Consider the following 19032-nt stretch of genomic DNA (forward strand, 5'->3'; position numbering starts at 1 on the left):
TACCGCGGTACGAAAGGCTATTTATTTGAAGTAGAGTGCTTGAAGTGACAAAAGCACAAAGGCACAAAGGCACAAAGGCACAAAGGCACAAAGGCACAAAGTAACAAAGTAACAAAGTAACAAAGTGACAAAGGAGCAAAGTAACAAAGTAACAAAGTAACAAAGTAACAAAGGAGGAAGAGAAAAGGAAGAAAAACGCTTATGTTATTGCGGTCTGCCAGTTTACAAGCGGTGATCTCATTATTGAATTGCAGGACAGTGTTTCTCCGTTTAGCAAAAGTAGCAGCATGCCATTTTTGCTGCCTCCTTATTGCTCTTCCGTATACTATTAATCTTTGATGTTTTATTTAGTCTTCAATCAATCAAACCAATTTATTAACTTATTTTCCAAATAACATAAGGAGAAGCGCCATGATTCAAATAAAATCAGTTCATCGAAGTTGGTTTGTCCTGGCTTTGTTGATTCTACTATTGTTTTCAACGACAGCGATGACCCAGGACAAGGTCTTCACACCTGAGATGGTTGTCAGTTTGGAGAGGGTATCCCAGGTTTCTTTGGATCCAACTGGCGAATGGATCGCTTATGTTTTGAGTGTTCCGAGAAGTGAAAAGGATACACCAGGCGGAGCCTATTCTGAAATTTGGGTCGTAGGGACCAAGGGTGGAGAACCAAAGCGATATACTTCGAAGCCTGTTAGCGCATGGTCTGTTGGCTGGTCTCGTGATGGCAAATCGATAACCTTTCTTTCCCATCGCAAGGAGCATGATGCGAATACGCAAGTCTATCAAATGCGCATCGATGGTGGAGAAGCAACGGCATTAACCCATCATGAAACTTCTGTCAGTTCGTATCAATGGTCACCCGATGGTCAATCAATTGCATTTCTGTCTACCGATCCGGCAACCGATGCGGAAAAGGAAGCAAAAAAAGCTGGAGAAGATTGGCAAGTTGCAGATGAGAATTTCAAGCATCGTCGTTTATGGGTAATGAATGTAGCAAACGGGGAGTCACACAAGATTTATGAAAAAGAACTATCTACCTGGAGCTATACCTGGTCCCCGGATGGCAGTAAAATCGCAATACAAGCAACAGATACTCCATTGATTGATGATTCCTATATCTACAAAAAGATCTATACCGTTTCTGTAGATGGTGGAGTGCCGGCAATCCTTTGCAAGACCGAAGGGAAAATTGGTAATATGGCATTCTCTCCGGACGGCACCCAGCTTGCTTTTGTTGCTGCCGTAAGTCTTAACGATCCCATAGCCCAGAGTGTGTTTGTGGTTTCTGCAAATGGTGGAACGGCTAAAAATCTTACCGAGAATTACGGTGCGACAGCTAATTGGATTGGTTGGTTGGACAATAAGGAACTTTTAATGTCAGCTACCGAGGGCACCCAATCTTCTCTGAATCGCCTGAATGCCAGTAATGGTAAGATGAAAAAGATTTTTTCCTCGGGAGCAATCTTGCAAAGTTTGAGTATTCAATCAAAAAAAGGTTTAATAGCAGCGGTCGCTCATACTCCGCAACATCCACAAGAAGTGTTTGCAGGCAAACTCAAAGATGGTAAATTAATGCGGTTAACCAAACATAACTCCGATTTAGCCGCAGTCAAATTAGGGAGACAAGAAGTTATTGAGTGGAAGGCCAAAGACGGAATGTCGATTGAGGGTATCTTGACTTATCCAGTCGATTACGAGCAAGGTCAAAATTATCCCCTGGTTTTGCAAATACATGGTGGACCCGAAGGTGTAAGCCTTAATGGCTGGAATACGCGCTCCGGCTATCCTGTCCAAGTTTTAGCGGCGAATGGTTATATGGTTCTGGAACCGAATTATCGAGGCAGCGCTGGTAAAGGAGTTGCATTCAGCAAGGCCGATCATGATGATTTAGGCGGCAGTGAGTTTGATGATGTTTTGTCGGGAATAGACGCATTGATAGATAGAGGCCTGGTCGATCCGGACCGGGTTGGCACTGGTGGATGGTCTTATGGCGGCTATTTCTCGGCATGGGCGGCCACTCGTTTTAGTGAGCGATTCAAAGCATCCGTAGTTGCCGCAGGTATTACGAACTGGATTTCGTTCAATGGCACAACCGATATCCCCCATGAAATGTCATTGGTGCATTGGAATTCCTATTGGTACGATCAAAGGGATTTGCACTGGCAGCGATCCCCGATGTACCATATCGAGAAAGCAAAAACCCCAACTTTGGTTGTGCACGGAATGTCCGACGCACGGGTCCATCCTGGACAGGGAATCGAATTATATACAGCCTTGAAACATAAAAATGTCCCGACCAAGCTGGTTTTGTATCCACGCCAACCACATGGTTTGAGAGAAAGAGCGCATCAATTGGATTTCATCAAACGGGTGGTAGCCTGGTTTGATCAGTATTTAAAAAAAATGGCCACGAATTAATGGTTAATTGTGAATAGTGAATGATCGAACTGAATAAGCAAATCTAATCTGAATCGGGATTTTCAGGATTATTAGAATTAATTCTTGTGAATCCTCAAATCCTGATCATCCTGGTTCAGACATTTTTTTGACAACCCTTTTTATCAATAATTGCTTCATTTCACAATCATAATTGAAAATTACGCCGATTCTGATAATGATTTTGTTCAAGCTGAGCATCACGTATGAAACGGTTTCACTTGTTTGAGTTTGAAGATTTAGACTGGTTCCCCAATGTAATTCGCGAGGGAATGACCGATTATCTGCGCTTTTTCATCACAAAATAAACAGCAACCTCCTAATCAGATTGATTTATTGCAAGACCGATTTTCTCTTCAGATAATATCTGACTGATTTCTCAATTCGTATTTTAACAATAAAAAAATTGAGGCCTTTTTACTTGGAATTTTGCCATCTATTAAGTATTGTTGAGTACCCAATAATTGTATTAATTGTAATTCTAATGAGGAGTTAACCTATGAGAAAGTTTACAATAATTATAATATTAATTTGCTTATTTGGTTTTTCGAACTCGGCAGCGATTGCCCAGAATCTGGCTACCGATGATGAAGTATTGAAACAGATCTGGACAGAGGCCATGGATAACTCGCAATTAAAACAACTTGCCCATGAACTTTTAGATGTTATCGGGCCACGACTGGTCGGAACACCGCAGATGAAAAAAGCACATGATTGGGCTGTAGAGAAGTACAAAGGGTGGGGCATTTCAGCCAGAAATGAAGAATGGGGTAAATGGCGTGGTTGGAGAAGAGGAATTTCGCACATCGACATGATGGAACCACGGGTGCGAACTCTTGAAGGAACAATGATGGCCTGGAGTCCGGGTACATTGGGTCCGCTAAAAGCAAGCTGTATTATTATGCCGGATGTTGCTGATTCAATCGAATTTGAAAACTGGTTGCCCAATGTAAACGGCAAGTTCGTGCTCATATCAATGCCGCAACCAACCGGCCGCACAGATGATAATTGGGAAGAGTTTGCTACTGAGGAATCCTTCGAAAAAATGAAAGAGGAACGGCAAAAACTGCGTGATGATTGGCGTGAAAGAGTTAAAAAAGCAGGATACAACCGCAGGACTTTACCAAAAGCTATTGAAGACGCCGGCGCTGCCGGTATCATCGCTTCACGGTGGTCAAATGGCTGGGGAGTTAACAAAGTGCTTGGCACTACTACCCAAAGAATTCCAACGGTTGATTTGAGCTTAGAAGATTACGGTTTGGTGTATCGTCTTGTCGAGCATGGAGATAATCCAATCATCAGGATTATCGCAGATGCGGAATTTTTAGGAGAAGTGCCAACTTTTAATACAATTGCTGAAATTAAGGGAACTGAAAAGCCCGATGAATACGTCATTCTCTCTGCTCATTTCGATTCCTGGGATGGAGCCTCCGGTGCAACGGATAATGGAACCGGTACGTTGACTATGATGGAAGCGATGCGAATTTTGAAAAAGTCATATCCTAAACCAAAACGTACCATCCTGGTTGGTCATTGGGGCAGCGAGGAACAGGGCTTAAACGGATCTCGTGCCTTTGTAGAAGATCATCCTGAAATTGTTGAAAACCTGCAAGTTTTGTTTAACCAGGACAATGGCACGGGTCGTGTGGTGAGAATATCCGGTCAAGGTTTTATCGATGCCGGTATGTTTTTGGCTAAATGGCTTGCTCGAGTCCCCAGCGAGGTGACACGACAGATTAATTTGCGATTACCAGGAAGACCATCTCGGGGAGGCAGTGATAATGCCTCTTTCGTAGCTGCAGGCGCGCCTGCGTTTTCCATTGGTTCGTTAAGCTGGGATTATGGAACATATACCTGGCATACCAACAGGGATACTTATGATAAATTGGTTTTCGATGATTTGATGAATAATGTAGTCCTTGCTGCGTCACTGGCATATTTAGCATCCGAGGATCCGGAATTGGTATCCCGGGAAAAACGTGTGATGCCTGTAAATCAGGAAACAGGTAAACCGAGGCCGTGGCCAACACCCAGGGAACCCAATCGGAGAGGTGGTTTTCCGAAAGAGGATAACCGAAACTAGTTTTTTATTTTAGTAACGCATCCCCTTCGACGAGTTTATCCTGAGCATGACGAATGGCTCAAGAGGTTGCTTGGATATGCTGGCTAAAGTTGGCTAATATATGAAATGGGAAGGATCTTGTTAAATATCATCACCTTACGTTATGACATTTAATGCTTGTTAATGTATTCTTTGAGATTTTGAGTTTTAACACAGTCTCAAATCTGCTTTCAATAATTCTAACCAAAGGAATAAACATGATAAATAAAATAAATAAATATTTGTGTTTTCCTTTTATAGTGTTGTTGGTTTTAAGTCAAAGCGCCATTGCCCAAAACGAAGATCCCCGAAATCCCAATTGGAAAAAATACCATAGTACTACGGACGCATAAACTGTTACAAGGTTGGATAACTGAATTTCCGAACCTGACAAATCTTTATTCAATTGGGAAAACCCACAAAGGCACTCAATTGATGGTAATTGAAATTACCAACAAGAAAACCGGAAAAGCCTCTGAAAAACCGGGTTACTATTATGATGGCAATATTCATGCTGGAGAACTTACCGGTGCTGAAGTCGCTCTTTATTTTGCCTGGCATGTTTTGAGTAATTATGGCAAAGATCGACGAATAACCGAACTGTTAGATACACACACACTTTATGTACGTCCTAAGTTTAATCCTGATGGCGCAGATCTGGCTTTAAACACGCCAATCAATCTTCGCAGCACACCGAGACCTTATGATGAAGATGGAGATGGTTTGTTGGATGAAGATCCAACCAACGATCTGAATAAGGATGGCGCCATCACGCGAATGCGAGTTAAAAATCCGAACGGAATATGGAAGATCAGTCAGGAAGATCAGCGGATTATGGTCCGCCGTGAAGATGGCGATTTATCCGGCAATTTCTATGATTTATATTCCGAAGGTATCGATGATGATGATGATGGATATTACAACGAAGATGGCATTGGCGGCATCGACATGAATCGTAATTTTCCACGCAATTGGGGTCTGGAGTTTGAACAGCGAGGCGCCGGGCCATATCCACTTTCAGAACCGGAAACCCGGGCAACGATTGAGTTTATCAATGCTCATCGGAATATTACCGGTGTTTTTCATGGCCATACCTCGGGTGGATTTTTGTATCGGCTCCCTTCGACGACATCCTGGGATAATTATAATCTTGCCGATCAAAGATTAATTCTCGAATTATCTGATAAATATAAGACCACAACCGGACAACGAGTAGTACCCAGTTATAGCAATCCTAGAATTCATCGACATGGCACATTGATAAGCTGGTCTTACTGGGATTTTGGCGTGGTTGCATTTGTACCAGAATTCTGGGGTGGGTTTGGCCGGGATTATGATAAAAATGGCAGCGTAACTGAAATCGAACGACTGCGTTGGAACGATGAAGAATTAGGCGGTTCCGGATTTGTTAACTGGCAAAGGTTTGATCATCCAAAATTGGGACAAGTGGAGATTGGCGGTTGGAAAACCCGTTTTACCCGGCAGAATCCACCCACTCATCTCCTTAAAGGGGAAATCGAAAAATATGTACCCTGGATGCTGTGGCTGGCTGAAATCAGTCCTCGTATTGTGATTAAAGAAGTTTCTACGGAATTTATTGAAAAGAGTAAAATTGCGAAAATTACGGTTCTCATTGAAAATGAAGGATACTTACCAACCAACATCACACAAAGAGCATTGGATGCAAAAATTGCTTCACCTGTTCGTGTATTAATGGACTTGAAAGATGCTGAGCTTATATCAGGCAAAAAGCGGGTAGATATTGGACATTTGAATGGCAAACGAGGAAGTCAGGGAGAATCGGCTGATTCCAAACATACCGTTGAATATATCGTCCGTGTAAATGGAAAAAATCCTTCGGTTTCTGTAACTGTCCAATCAGAAAAGGGTGGGGTGGTGCGGAAGGTTATTTATTTAAGAGATTAATAAATTATTTGAAAAACACATAACGGTCACGCATCAGTTGCGCCGAAACCTCCAGAAGTACTAACTTTCAATAACAACAATTACAACATGCGAGGTACGAGATTTCGAAAAATCGCCACGCGTTTCGGCGTCAACTGGATGCGATGGTTAGGTGGCAACTGTTAATTTACCTCATTAACAACATTTTCTTTGTTTCTACAAAATCATTACCTACTTGCAATCTATAAAAATAGATTCCACTTGAAAACTTACTTGCGTCAAAATTGATAGAATATGTATCTGCCTTTTGAAATTCTCTAACTAAAGTCTGAATGCTCCTACCAAGCATATCATAAACTTTTAATGTCACAAAATCTGAACGTGGTATGGAATATGAAATCTTCGTTGATGGATTGAATGGATTTGGATAGTTTTGAAATAGATGAAATACTTCAGGAACACTTCTACTCTCATATTCAATATCGGTCGTTTGTTGAACAAAAATTTTAATTGTATCTGACAAGCCATAACCAATTAATTCACCAGTTATCGAGTAAGTTCCCTCCTCAAGGCGATAATAATCAGGTGTGTGATTCCAGATCCAAGTATACAATGAATCAGGTGAAATGGTTACTTGAGTTAACACAGCATAACAACCGTGATATGAGGCAGAATAGAAATCATCAATGTAGTATTCCGATTGACAAGAACTGGTGAAATACAATGTGAGTGTATCAATTGTAGGATTGTGTGCTGTGATGTTAATAATAATTGGCTCCTCAACTTGATACTCGGTTTTATCTATAGAAACGGTAATCTCTATTTGAGCCATAACTTCAGCACTTCTGAAAAAAATAATTAGTATTGCAATAAATAAGATATTTCTCATGACTATTACTCCTACTATTTTTTAAAGCCACCTAACTACGTTTATCAAACTATAATAATAGACTATATCTGAAAAAATTATTGGTTAAAAATCTATACGCTCCAAAACATCATGTGATTTAGCAATATAAGAATTGTGATTTCTTTAATCAAGTTCGATTTATTTGTTTATTAAGAGGCTTTAAAGCTGTTTCAAAAAAATTCCTTTGACAAAACATAAAAAAGATGCTTATTAAAATTGGAACCTAAAAATATTTAATGAAATATTAATAAAATATATCCACATTAATGATTAAAGACTTCTGAAAAATCAATCAATTGTCATTTCGACGAAGCCCTTCGGCTGCGCTCAGGATAAACTCCGCGAGGAGAAATCTTGTTCCCACTATGTATAGGCTTTAAAGATTTCTCGTCGTAAACTCCTCGAAATGACAACGTCATAGGTATTTTTAAGAAGTTTCTAGTACATATTAGTGCTAAAATTAGCACTTTTGTGAAATAATATGAACAAAATTTACTAAGCAGTATTAAATTTTCGACTAAGAGCCCTAATAACCAAAATGGCCACTAGAACAAAACCAGCAAAAACCATTTTCGTTTGCCAGAATTGTGGTAACGAGTTTCCCCGTTGGGCAGGTAAATGTACCCAATGCGGTGAATGGAACAGCCTGGTCGAGGAGAAAATTCAGCCGGTAAAACGAAGCGCCAGAGTTCTAGAAATTGGACAACCATCAAAATCCGTTTTACTCAATGATGTCATAGTCGCCGATTCCCATCGAATTAAGAGTAATCTCAAAGAGTTTGATCGGGTTTTGGGAGGCGGCTTAGTGCCAGGTTCCCTGGTCTTAAATTCTGGCGATCCAGGTATCGGTAAGTCAACACTGCTCTTACAAGTTCTTTCAGGTTATGCAGAGAATGGGCAAACGGTTTTGTATGTTTCCGGAGAAGAATCTCTACAGCAAGTAAAAATGCGGGCATTACGACTTGGTTTACAGCCGGGGAATTTTTACATATTTTCTGAAGTGGATATTCACCAGGTACTAGCCGAAATCCAACGATTGGATGCCAAAATTGTCGTCATCGATTCGATCCAGACTATGTTCAATCCGGAATTCGACAGCGCTCCGGGTAGTGTAACGCAAGTACGAGAATCTGCCATGGCTTTGCTCCAGTTAGCCAAAGCCAAAGAGATCAGCATATTATTAGTGGGGCATGTAACCAAAGATGGCGCTGTTGCCGGCCCCCGGGTTTTGGAACATATGGTGGATGTCATGTTGTTTCTGGAAGGCGATCGGCACTATCAATACCGAATCCTCAGAGGAATCAAGAATCGCTTTGGCTCGACAAACGAGATTGGCGTCTTCGAGTTGAATGAAGAAGGCATGGTGGAGATCGAGAATCCATCACAACTGTTTTTATCCGGTGTAAATGAAGAGATTTCCGGTTCGACAATCACTTGCGCCGTCGAAGGGACGCGTCCGATTCTGTTCGAATTGCAGGCATTAACGACTTCAACCAGTTTTGGAATGGCGCAAAGAACCGCTTCCGGAATCGATCAAAAACGACTGGCGCTCTTGTTGGCTATCCTTGAAAAGCGCATGGGTTATCATGTGGGAGAATTCGATGTATTCGTCAAGTTGGCCGGTGGGCTTCGGATCGAGGACCCTTCCGTGGATTTAGCTATTTTGATGGCCATCGCCTCCAGTTATAAAGACCGAATTTTGAATTCAAAAAGTTTGTTTTTGGGTGAAGTAGGTTTGGGAGGAGAAATCCGGGCTATATCCCAATTGGAAAGCAGGCTCAAAGAAGCGGACTTACTTGGATTTCACATTGCTTATGTTCCCAAACAAAAACGAAAAGCGTTAAATTTAAAGAAACTTAAAGTAGTTGAACTGGAAAATATTCGATCAGCTTTAACAAAATTTAATAATTAACCTGAGTTCGACATTACCATATTATAAGCAAAATATGAATTGCTATTAGCCTTCGACTCCGCTCAGGCAACTAATTTAAGCCATGGTGAGCGGAGTCGAACCATGAATGTACTTATGTCGAACTCACATTAATTAGAGATTATTTAAAGAAAATCGGTTTTTATGAGCAACACTTATAAACAATCATTGAGATTCAACCGTGTCAGATAAATTTTTTAATCTTGAGTATGTGGATCATACCAGCAGCGCCAGGGCAGGTAAAATAAAAACAGATCATGGTGAAATTCAAACTCCTATTTTTATGCCTGTAGGAACCCAGGGAACTGTCAAGGCACTGTCACCAAAAGATTTAACCCAAGCTGGCGCTCAAATTATTCTGGGTAATGCCTATCATCTTTACCTTCGTCCGGGAGACCAACTGATTCGGGAGCATGGAGGATTACACCGATTCATTTCCTGGGATAAACCAATTCTGACCGACAGTGGCGGTTATCAAGTATTTAGTTTGGCAGATTTGAGAAAAATATCAGATGAAGGGGTTAAATTCCATTCTCATATCGATGGATCGATCCATTTATTTACTCCCGAAAAAGTGATGGAAATCGAGCGTAATCTTGGGCCTGATATCGTTATGGTGCTGGATGAATGTACTCCTTATCCGTGTGATTATGATTATGCAAAAAATTCTCATTTACGTACACTGGAGTGGGCTAAACGCTGTAAAGATCATTTTCAAAACAATGGACAGGTTCATGAGTATCAGCAATTTTTATTTGGTATAGTCCAGGGAAGCAGCTATGAAGAGTTGCGGCGTGACAGCATACATGGATTACTGGACATCGAATTTGACGGCTATGCGATTGGCGGGCTTGCCGTCGGAGAGCCTAAACAGCAATTGTATAGTCTGACCGAGTATTGTTGCAGCAAGATGCCGCAATTACAGCCAAGATATTTAATGGGAGTCGGAAAGCCCGAAGATATTGTCGAATGTATTGGCCTGGGTGTGGATATGTTCGATTGTGTGATTCCGACGAGAAATGGCAGGAACGGCCAGGTATTTACCTGGGATGGGGTTCTCGTGATCAAAAATGCTGTTCATAAGAATGATTTCAGTCCAATCGATGTGCACTGTTCATGCTATGCCTGCAAAAATTTTACTCGATCATATATTAGACATCTTTTTCAGGCTGACGAAATTTTAGGACTTCAACTTGCATCTTTGCATAATATACATTTCTATATGGAGTTGATTAAAAAAGCGAGACAAGCAATTTTAAAGGATCGATATGAATCCTGGAAAAAGAAATTTTATTTAAGATATTTTAATAATCATTAAAAAGAATAAAGGAGAAGGATTGTGATAGCATCTTTTGTACTCATGCAAGGGGAGCAAGGCGGCAGTGCCTTCATGGCATTTTTGCCATTCATTTTGATTTTTGTCATTATTTACTTTCTAATGATTCGACCGCAGACCAAGAAGCACAAAGAAACAAAATTGATGATCCAATCTCTGCAAAAAGGTGATGAAGTGGTTACGGCTGGTGGAATTTATGGGACTATTGCAGGGATTAAAGAAAAAGAAGGAATTTTAATTTTAAAGATAGCCGATAACGTTAAAGTTAATATTTCTCGCGCTTCTATTACACGAAAAGTAGAAAAAGCTGCTTAAGGATTAGAAGCATTCAAAATGGCATAAAGAGATTTCTGAAAAATAATTATAATGTTGTCATTTCGAGGAGTTTACGACGAGAAATCTTTATAATCCATACTCTGAAATGACTAGTTACACGATAAGATTTCTCCTCGCTTCGCTTCGTCGAAATGACATTCTGTTGATTTTTCAGAAGTTTCAAATAATCATTTTATCAACTTATTTCGTTTATGAAAATTGTTTTTATGGGAACTCCGGATTTTGCGGTTCCCACATTAAAGGCTTTAGCTGGATCTCCTCATGAGGTTCAGCTCGTAGTTACAGGTTTAGATAAGCCCAGGGGGCGTGGTCAAAAGTTCATCCCAACGGCAGTTAAGAACGCTGCAGTGGAATTGGGTATAAATATTTACCAGCCTCAATCCTTGAAATCAGAAGAAATAGTTGATTATTTAAAATCGTGTCCGGTAGATTTATATGTTGTGGTGGCTTTCAGAATTTTACCGGAGAACATTATTGAAATCCCTTCAAAAGGGGTGATCAATTTACATGCTTCACTCTTACCCAAATACCGGGGCGCCGCACCTATTCAATGGGCATTGCTAAACGGTGATTCCGAAACCGGTGTAACCACTTTTTTTATTGAAAAAGGCGTTGATACCGGTAATATTATTTTGCAACGAAAAATTGAGATTGATGTTGATGATACAGCCGGAACGCTGCATGATCGATTGTCAGAAATTGGCGCTGAGTTGGTGCTTCAAACGGTTAACCATATTGAAGCTGGGACTGAGCCGAGAATGAAGCAGGCTGGCCAGCCGACAAAAGCTCCAAAAATCACTCGGGAACATTGTAAAATAGATTGGAAAAATTCATCAAATCGCATCATGAATCAAATAAGAGCATTTTCACCGTACCCTGGCGCTTTTACTTATCTCGAGGATAAGCTGGTTAAAATATATCGTGCTCGCCCTGTTGAATTTGACTTAAAAGCAAATAATGGAGATGTTCATGTAAATGACATTCAGAGATTGTTCGTCAAAGCTGCGGATGCTTGGATAGAAATAGAAGAAATCCAACAGGAAGGAAAAAAACGTATGCGGACGATTGATTTTGTAAGGGGGGTGGATTCTAGAAAATTGTCAACTGGTTTTAAAGTGAATTGACCTGGGGCAATGCTTCAATCTTATCCCAGTTCAATCAAACAAATGAATAAAAAAGGCAAAGCCTCTGAAGCAAGGATCAATGCGGTCAAGCTTCTTTGTGAGTTTAATAAAAATATGAAGCCATTAAATCTGTTGCTGCAGGATTTTTGGCAAGACATGAGACCAGACCAAAAGGAGCAATCATTTGTTTCCGAACTGATTTACGGCAGTGTGCGATGGCGCATACAATCAGATTGGATTTTAGGCCAATTTGTTCATGGTAAATTGAACGAATATCCAATTGAAGTTCGAGAAATTCTCCGCTGCAGCATTTATCAATTGCACCATCTGAAAACAATTCCGGGTTATGCGGTTTTGAATGAAGCTTTTATGCTCGCTAGGTATTTTAGAAGAATTAAATACGCCCGTTTAATTAATGGTGTCTTAAGAAATTATCTGCGTAATCGCCATCGAATTCGATTCCCAGGTAAAGAACCTGATTTGATTTCCTGGTTTTCTGTGAATTATGCATTCCCTGCCTGGATGGTAGAACTTTTATTGCAACAGTACGATTCTAATACAATAGAACATATTCTCAATAGTTTAAATCAACGACCTCGGCTTACATTGCGAGTAAACCTGAAGAAAATAGCAACCTATGAATATCAACAAAAAATAAGTGATAAAAATATTGATTTTCAACCGGGGAAATACCTGCCAGAATATTTGGTACTTAATAATTTCAAAGGATCGGTTAAAGATTTGCCAGGTTATTATGAAGGTTGGTTTAGTGTTCAAGATGAAAGCGCAGGTTTTTCTGCTCATTGCTTAATGCGGACATCACCTGACAAAATTGTAGATGTCTGTGCTGCTCCCGGCGGCAAGATTACCCACCTGGCTCAATTAAGCGACAATAATAAAACTCTATTTGCTTTGGATCAATCTTTTGGGCGTCTTGGTAAGGTTTTGGATAATTTGAATCGATTGGGTATTCAAAATGTCAAAGTTCTTCAGGGTGATGGCACCAAGCTGCCACTGAACGAATGTGACGCTGTCCTCATTGATGCACCCTGTTCCGGCTTGGGAGTGATTCGAAAAAATCCGGATATTAAAATTCGCCGTAACCCAATTGATGTGAATAATATTCAAAAGCTACAATCCAAATTATTAAAAGAAGCAGATAAAGTCTTGAAATTCGGGGGAATTTTAATTTATAATACTTGCACCATCAATAAAAATGAGAACCAAAAAATGATCGAAAGTTTTTTGCTTTCGAATCAACATTATTCGATTGAAAAGATGGATGACTTTGGTGATCTATCCGGGAATTATTTGAATACCGTTAGTGAGATTGATACCATGGATGGTGTTTTTTGTGTGAGTTTAAAGAAAGGTAAATTGAATGGGAAGTGATTTGGAAAAGGAGCCTGAACAGCAACAGGATGCTGCTTCACCTTCTGACTATATAATAATCCGATTATTTATTAGATTCAAAAACTGGTTCGAATGGAAGTACCCACTACGTTTAGGAATTGCAGTTGTTGGGATGGCCTTACTAGTACTTTTGTTCGATCAAATTATTCTGCCCATTTATACCAAACATGGTGAAGAGGTGATATTGCCCAATGTTGAATTTGAAATGGTTGAAGATGCCAATAAAATTTTAGAACAAAATGGATTCAGGCCTATTTTAGACCATGAGAATTTTAGTAAATCCCTCCCCAAAGGTACGGTATTAACACAAAACCCGGCGCCAGGAACAACAGTCAAAACCGGACGTCGTGTATATTTGGTAGTCAGTAAGGGAGAAAAGTGGATTGGTGTACCTGATCTGATTGGACAGTCCGAACGAAATGCCGAAGCGATATTACGAAGGTCAGAATTAGTCCCGGGAAAATTGGAATATGAGTTTTCTACAATGTATCCTAAAAATGTTGTTATTGGTCAATCGATTATGAGTGGCGATAGTGTCACCATCGGGGATACCGTCCGTTTTGTTATAAGTCTCGGGGATATCCCTGAGTTTTTAGCTGCACCACAACTTACCGGCAAAAGCTTTAGAGAAGCCAGGAAGATCCTTGTAAGGTCAGGTTTTCAGCTCGGAATCATCATTTATCGGGTAAACGAAGATCTATTGCCCGAGACCATATTGGGGCAATCGATTCCAGCTGATTCACTGATCGATCCGTCGACGCCAATAGATTTAATTGTGAGTAGAATTGAAGACCAGGAGGAACTAGAAAATTGAGTAAGCAAACGATACTGGCGCCATCGATATTAAATGCGGATTTTTCTCGTCTTGGCGAGCAAATCAAACTGGTTGAAAATGCCGGGGCCGGCTGGTTGCACCTAGATGTGATGGATGGTCATTTTGTTCCAAATATTTCTTTCGGGCCGCCGGTGTTGCAACATATTCAAAAAATCACGAACTTACCCATTGATGTCCATTTGATGGTTGAAAATCCGGATGACTTTCTTCAGAATTTCCAGCAAATCGGAGCAAAAATTGTCACTGTCCATGCGGAAGTTTGTACTCATTTGTACAGGACTTTAGAGAGAATTAAATCTCTCGATATGAAAGCTGGTGTTGCACTCAATCCGGCTACACCGATATCAAATATTGAACCCGTGATCCCTTATGTAGATTTGATTCTAGCCATGACTGTCAACCCCGGTTTTGGTGGTCAGGCTTTCATTCCTGAAGTTTTAATGAAGATCAAACAAATAGCTAAAATGATTGAGGATTCCGGGAAAGATATTTTTTTGGAAGCTGATGGCGGTATAGATTTGGATATGGCTAAAGATGTAGTCAGCAACGGTGCAAATGTGTTGGTAGTAGGATCAGCAATTTATCAATCGAAAGATATTTCAGCAACCGTGAAAGAATTTCTTTCTATATTGGAATAGAAAGGATATTCAGACTTACATTATAAAGGATTTTAAATAACGTGAGTTCGAAAATAAGTGAATCATGGTTTAACTCCACTTGCCACGGTTTATATGGCAGCATGTGCCGAGACAAAGGCTGAATACTTTCCTTATGAATAAATTATAGCGAACTGACGATAAATAATAATTAGGATTTTTACAGACTAATTATTATGTTGATATTTGTTTAACAACTATTTAAATTCCATATCGTAACTTGATTCTTATTTATCCCGGATTTGTAAATCGAGTTGGAGTAATTAATGAGAAATGAATTGACTAAAAAAGATGCTGAAAGCATTGCTAAATTAATGCAAGTTCCTGTAAAGGACCTTGGAAACTACTACAGAATCGTCTTGGAAAATCCTGAGAATAAACATCGCCTTGCCCTGGAATTACACCCCAAGGTTCCTATGGGTGCTCATGAAGGAACTTTAGTTTCTGTATACACGACTAATGCACACCTACAATTGCAATTTTGTACGGGTTATGTTCTCTCCGAGTCCCTTGGTGAAGTAACTTTCTACGCGGAATCCGGGGACAAAATCTCGGGATTGATCGTTGATCGGACAGCAAGCTGTTCCGTTTATTCCAATGTGGATCGGAGCATTCTTTCCGGTGATTTAAGCACTCTCGGCCCGGAAGTAATGATGTCCAGTATTGCTCTTTCTCTAACCGAGCAGGAATTAAAGTAAGAAAGCATCCATTTTTTTCACTGACTTATTACAACCAAATATCTCCCCATTGCTTCATGGATGATCAAACACAAGTAAACACCTCAACACTTCAACCTAAATACGGACAAATTCTTGATCATTATTTGACTTATCTTCGGATTGAGAAAGGACTGGCTGACAATACTATTGATAATTATGGAATCGATCTGAGAAGGTATTTTCAACATCTGCATTCCGATAATTTGTCACTTTCAAAAGTGACAATTCAAACCTTATCCAACTTCATCTATTCTTTATATGATCTTGGTCTTGCTCCTGCATCAATTCATCGAACCATTTCATCTCTCAAGGGATTTCATAAATTTATGCATGAAGAAGGGGATTCAGATAATAATCCAACTGAATTATTGGAAGCCCCAAAAATTGTGCGAAAAATTCCACATGTACTCAATCAGGATGAGATGGTTGAGCTGTTACAGCAACCTGACCTTTCTGATGATTTCGGATTACGTGATGCTGCTATGCTTGAATTTGCTTATGCCACCGGAGCCCGAGTATCCGAAATATTGAAAATCACCTTGAAAAATCTGAATTTTGAACAGGATTTCGTACAAATTATATTTGGAAAAGGTAATAAGCAGAGAATTGTGCCGATTGGGAGTTTTGCAAAAAAGTTAATAATAAAGTATCTTGCAGAATTAAGGCCGAAACTAGCCAAGCGAAAATATTCTGGAGAAGTACTTTTTCTCAGCCGTACAGGCAGGCCATTAACCAGGATGGCATATTGGAATTTACTTAAAAAATATGTAAAACAAGCAAGTATCGTAAAACAAGTTTCTCCGCATACGATCCGTCATTCCTTTGCGACACATTTACTAGAGGGTGGTGCAAATTTGCGGGCTGTGCAAGAGATGTTGGGCCATTCGGATATTTCTACTACAAGCATATATTTACATTTGGATAGAATGTACCTGCAAGAAGTACATCGCTCTTTTCATCCTCGAGAACAATTAAAGTATTGATGGGTTTCACTTAATTCACTTGAATCTGGTTTATCCTGTAAATCCTGTCTGAATTAGAATTTTAAAGTATGTATTGATGAGTCTTAAAGATCGAGTCATCTTAGTAACCGGCGGCGCCAGAAGGGTGGGTGCTGCAATTAGCCGCATTATTGCTAAAAGCGGTGCAAATCTGATTCTCCATTATCACTCCTCGGAAAATGAAGCAAACGAACTGAAAGATGAGCTGCAAAGCCAAAATTTGCATGTAGAATTGAGGTGTTGCGATCTTTCAGATATTAACCAAGCAGCAGCGATGGTAGCTTCAGTTGTTGAGAAACATGGCAAAATTGACGCTCTGGTCGGGAATGCCGCTACTTACTACAAGACTCCGTTCTTAAAGACAACTGAAAAAGAATGGGATGAAATATTATCTATAAATTTGAAAGCGTATTTTTTTCTGTGCCAGCAGATTGGCATTCAAATGAAGTTACAAAAACATGGTAAAATTATATTAATATCAGATGTTAGCGCCGAGCTTGCATGGCCTAATTATCTACCGTACACAATCAGCAAAGCAGGAATTAATCATTTGGTTTATGGATTGGCAAAAGCATTGGCGCCGGAAGTACAAGTGAATGCGGTTGCTCCGGGAACGGTACTACCCGCTGAACAATCCTCTCGCAAAAGAAGGGAGTTTTTTAAAAATCACACCCTGCTGAAGAAGATTGGAGCACCGGAAGATATTGCAAAAACCGTAAGATTTTTACTTGCAGATTCGGAATATATAACCGGAACAATAATACCCGTGGATGGCGGTTTTCGCCTGGAAGGAAGTTAAATGAAGATTTATTTTTCCGCCGCAATTAGCGCCGGACGAAGTTATGCACCGATTTACAAGAAAATGGCAGAGACGCTAACTGAAAATGGACTTACCGTTTTGACTGAACATGTCGCCGATTTAAATGTGCTGCAAATGGAAAAGAGTTTTTCTGCGACTGAGATTTATAATCGGGACATCCGCTTGATTCATGATTGCGACCTTTTGCTTGCGGAAATTTCCCATCCATCGACAGGAGTGGGATATGAAATTGCATATGCATTGCTTAGCGATAAGCCGGTTATTGCGACTTATCTCAGCGGGCTTAAAGTCAGTAAAATGATAACTGGAAATACCCAACAAAACCTTTATATTTATACTTATGAATCTATCAACGATTTATTGGATTATCTGCCAGGATGGATTGAAACCAGCATGTCGGTGTACAAATGATCGATCAAATTTTATTTTTGTTTCCTGTATTAATTTTTTCCGTGGTAGTTCATGAATGTGCCCATGGCATTGCTGCGGAACGAGCCGGTGATCCGACTGCAAGAATGCTTGGCCGGATTACTTTAAATCCAATTAAACATATCGATCTGGTCGGATCGATCATCGTCCCTGGATTCCTAATCCTCACAGGTTCCTCTTTTTTTATTGCTTGGGCCAAACCGGTTCCGGTTAATCCGGCTTATTTTAAAAACAGGCGCCAGGATGAAATTAAAGTGTCCTTTGCCGGCCCGCTTTCCAACTTGATCCTCTCGGTTATTTTCTTAGTGTTAAGTTTACTGTGGATCACTGGTTTTGGCGTTACCGATCTTAATAATAAATTTCTTTATGTTTTTCGCATGGGGATGTTTATTAACCTGTTGCTTGCATTTTTTAACTTGCTGCCCATTCCGCCCTTGGATGGCTCGCATATCCTGGAAAATGTGTTACCCCCCGAATTCGCAAAGATCATGGCAAAAATCCGACCTTACGGATTTTATATTCTTATTATACTGATGATGACAGGATTTTTCCGGGTTATATTTATCCCTGTTCGCATAATTTTTGGATATTACCAGGGTATCATTCAGTCTTTTTTGTGATTTAGGGTGGATGGTTTGCCCGCAAAAACGCAGATCAGTTTATACTTACCCCAAAATCCTTTTATAAAAGTTGATAACTAAATTATAATTAACCTTCATTATTCATGAATTATGATTTTAAGCTTAAAATTTCCAACTATGTTATCTCGTCGTTTAGGCTGTTGTAGAGTGTCATTCCCTAATGCTTTCAGGCTATCCGCGAGACACAAAAAATGTCATTTTCGAATGTTTTCAGGTTATCAGAGAACCCCATAACTGTCACCCCCGAGCGCTTTAATCGGGGGTCTATTTGCATTAGTTAAGCACAAAATGAACTTTTGATTAAAGCTTGCAGGAGTGACAAGACCGATTCTCGGACAGTCTGATGTTTATCGGGGATCTATGTGGCCTGTGTAACAAGATTCCCGATAATCCCGCCCCAGGCGGGACGGGAATGACAGTTTTATAAATCAGTTATG

At 40.0% G+C, this 19032-nt stretch carries 16 protein-coding genes; 15 read left to right on the forward strand and 1 reads right to left on the reverse strand.

Annotated features, from left to right (window positions below):
- Positions 1-411: 411 nt before the first annotated feature.
- The 3 genes from IIC38_15110 (at position 412) to IIC38_15120 (ending at position 6466) form a co-directional block, all read left to right on the forward strand.
- A complete protein-coding gene (locus IIC38_15110) occupies positions 412-2421 on the forward strand; it encodes a S9 family peptidase (protein ID MCH8127264.1) in 2010 nt (669 codons plus the stop codon).
- A gap of 517 nt (positions 2422-2938) precedes the next feature.
- On the forward strand, positions 2939-4522 hold the full coding sequence (locus tag IIC38_15115; protein ID MCH8127265.1) for a M20/M25/M40 family metallo-hydrolase: 1584 nt from the start codon (positions 2939-2941) through the stop codon (positions 4520-4522).
- 306 nt (positions 4523-4828) lie between these two features.
- Complete coding sequence (locus IIC38_15120) at positions 4829-6466, forward strand: hypothetical protein (GenBank protein ID MCH8127266.1); 1638 nt, start codon at positions 4829-4831, stop codon at positions 6464-6466.
- A 166-nt stretch (positions 6467-6632) separates the two neighbouring features.
- Here the strand turns inward: IIC38_15120 and IIC38_15125 are convergent, their stop codons facing one another.
- On the reverse strand, positions 6633-7091 hold the full coding sequence (locus IIC38_15125) for a T9SS type A sorting domain-containing protein (GenBank protein MCH8127267.1): 459 nt from the start codon (positions 7089-7091) through the stop codon (positions 6633-6635).
- Positions 7092-7893: 802 nt separating this feature from the next.
- Here IIC38_15125 and radA point away from each other — a divergent pair.
- The 12 genes from radA (at position 7894) to IIC38_15185 (ending at position 18574) form a co-directional block, all read left to right on the forward strand.
- The gene (radA, locus tag IIC38_15130) at positions 7894-9267 is read left to right on the forward strand and encodes a DNA repair protein RadA (protein ID MCH8127268.1); all 1374 of its coding nucleotides are present in this window, start codon (positions 7894-7896) and stop codon (positions 9265-9267) included.
- Between the two features lie 199 nt (positions 9268-9466).
- Complete coding sequence (gene tgt / locus IIC38_15135) at positions 9467-10603, forward strand: tRNA guanosine(34) transglycosylase Tgt (protein ID MCH8127269.1); 1137 nt, start codon at positions 9467-9469, stop codon at positions 10601-10603.
- 42 nt (positions 10604-10645) lie between these two features.
- The gene (gene yajC / locus IIC38_15140) at positions 10646-10936 is read left to right on the forward strand and encodes a preprotein translocase subunit YajC (GenBank protein MCH8127270.1); all 291 of its coding nucleotides are present in this window, start codon (positions 10646-10648) and stop codon (positions 10934-10936) included.
- Positions 10937-11148: 212 nt separating this feature from the next.
- Positions 11149-12081: a methionyl-tRNA formyltransferase gene (locus tag IIC38_15145; protein ID MCH8127271.1), complete on the forward strand. Its 933-nt coding sequence runs from the start codon at positions 11149-11151 to the stop codon at positions 12079-12081.
- Between the two features lie 42 nt (positions 12082-12123).
- A complete protein-coding gene (gene rsmB / locus IIC38_15150; GenBank protein ID MCH8127272.1) occupies positions 12124-13473 on the forward strand; it encodes a 16S rRNA (cytosine(967)-C(5))-methyltransferase RsmB in 1350 nt (449 codons plus the stop codon).
- Positions 13463-14308 (forward strand): PASTA domain-containing protein, encoded by an 846-nt coding sequence (locus IIC38_15155; GenBank protein ID MCH8127273.1) that lies wholly within the window; start codon positions 13463-13465, stop codon positions 14306-14308. The genes rsmB and IIC38_15155 overlap by 11 nt, the downstream gene beginning before the upstream one ends.
- Positions 14309-14319: 11 nt before the next feature.
- Positions 14320-14967 carry a ribulose-phosphate 3-epimerase gene (locus IIC38_15160; protein ID MCH8127274.1) on the forward strand — a complete coding sequence of 216 codons (648 nt, stop codon included), beginning with the start codon at positions 14320-14322 and terminating at the stop codon, positions 14965-14967.
- A 284-nt stretch (positions 14968-15251) separates the two neighbouring features.
- Positions 15252-15683, forward strand: a complete 432-nt coding sequence (locus tag IIC38_15165; protein ID MCH8127275.1) for a hypothetical protein — start codon at positions 15252-15254, stop codon at positions 15681-15683.
- Between the two features lie 56 nt (positions 15684-15739).
- Positions 15740-16687, forward strand: a complete 948-nt coding sequence (gene xerD / locus IIC38_15170; protein MCH8127276.1) for a site-specific tyrosine recombinase XerD — start codon at positions 15740-15742, stop codon at positions 16685-16687.
- Between the two features lie 76 nt (positions 16688-16763).
- The gene (locus IIC38_15175; protein ID MCH8127277.1) at positions 16764-17504 is read left to right on the forward strand and encodes an SDR family oxidoreductase; all 741 of its coding nucleotides are present in this window, start codon (positions 16764-16766) and stop codon (positions 17502-17504) included.
- A complete protein-coding gene (locus IIC38_15180) occupies positions 17505-17936 on the forward strand; it encodes a nucleoside 2-deoxyribosyltransferase (GenBank protein ID MCH8127278.1) in 432 nt (143 codons plus the stop codon).
- On the forward strand, positions 17933-18574 hold the full coding sequence (locus IIC38_15185) for a site-2 protease family protein (GenBank protein MCH8127279.1): 642 nt from the start codon (positions 17933-17935) through the stop codon (positions 18572-18574). Before IIC38_15180 ends, IIC38_15185 begins: the two co-directional genes overlap by 4 nt.
- Positions 18575-19032: the final 458 nt, after the last annotated feature.

Source organism: candidate division KSB1 bacterium (genome assembly GCA_022566355.1).
GTDB lineage: Bacteria > Zhuqueibacterota > JdFR-76 > JdFR-76 > DREG01 > JADFJB01.

Bases quoted from the DNA above. Each gene is read 5' to 3' on its own strand.
- yajC (MCH8127270.1), top strand. From the start codon at position 10,646: ATGCAAGGGGAGCAAGGCGGCAGTGCCTTCATGGCATTTTTGCCATTC.
- IIC38_15185 (MCH8127279.1), top strand. From the start codon at position 17,933: ATGATCGATCAAATTTTATTTTTGTTTCCTGTATTAATTTTTTCCGTG.
- IIC38_15175 (MCH8127277.1), top strand. From the start codon at position 16,764: ATGAGTCTTAAAGATCGAGTCATCTTAGTAACCGGCGGCGCCAGAAGG.
- IIC38_15180 (MCH8127278.1), top strand. From the start codon at position 17,505: ATGAAGATTTATTTTTCCGCCGCAATTAGCGCCGGACGAAGTTATGCA.
- IIC38_15155 (MCH8127273.1), top strand. From the start codon at position 13,463: ATGGGAAGTGATTTGGAAAAGGAGCCTGAACAGCAACAGGATGCTGCT.
- IIC38_15145 (MCH8127271.1), top strand. From the start codon at position 11,149: ATGAAAATTGTTTTTATGGGAACTCCGGATTTTGCGGTTCCCACATTA.
- IIC38_15115 (MCH8127265.1), top strand. From the start codon at position 2,939: ATGAGAAAGTTTACAATAATTATAATATTAATTTGCTTATTTGGTTTT.
- xerD (MCH8127276.1), top strand. From the start codon at position 15,740: ATGGATGATCAAACACAAGTAAACACCTCAACACTTCAACCTAAATAC.
- IIC38_15110 (MCH8127264.1), top strand. From the start codon at position 412: ATGATTCAAATAAAATCAGTTCATCGAAGTTGGTTTGTCCTGGCTTTG.
- rsmB (MCH8127272.1), top strand. From the start codon at position 12,124: ATGAATAAAAAAGGCAAAGCCTCTGAAGCAAGGATCAATGCGGTCAAG.
- radA (MCH8127268.1), top strand. From the start codon at position 7,894: ATGGCCACTAGAACAAAACCAGCAAAAACCATTTTCGTTTGCCAGAAT.
- IIC38_15165 (MCH8127275.1), top strand. From the start codon at position 15,252: ATGAGAAATGAATTGACTAAAAAAGATGCTGAAAGCATTGCTAAATTA.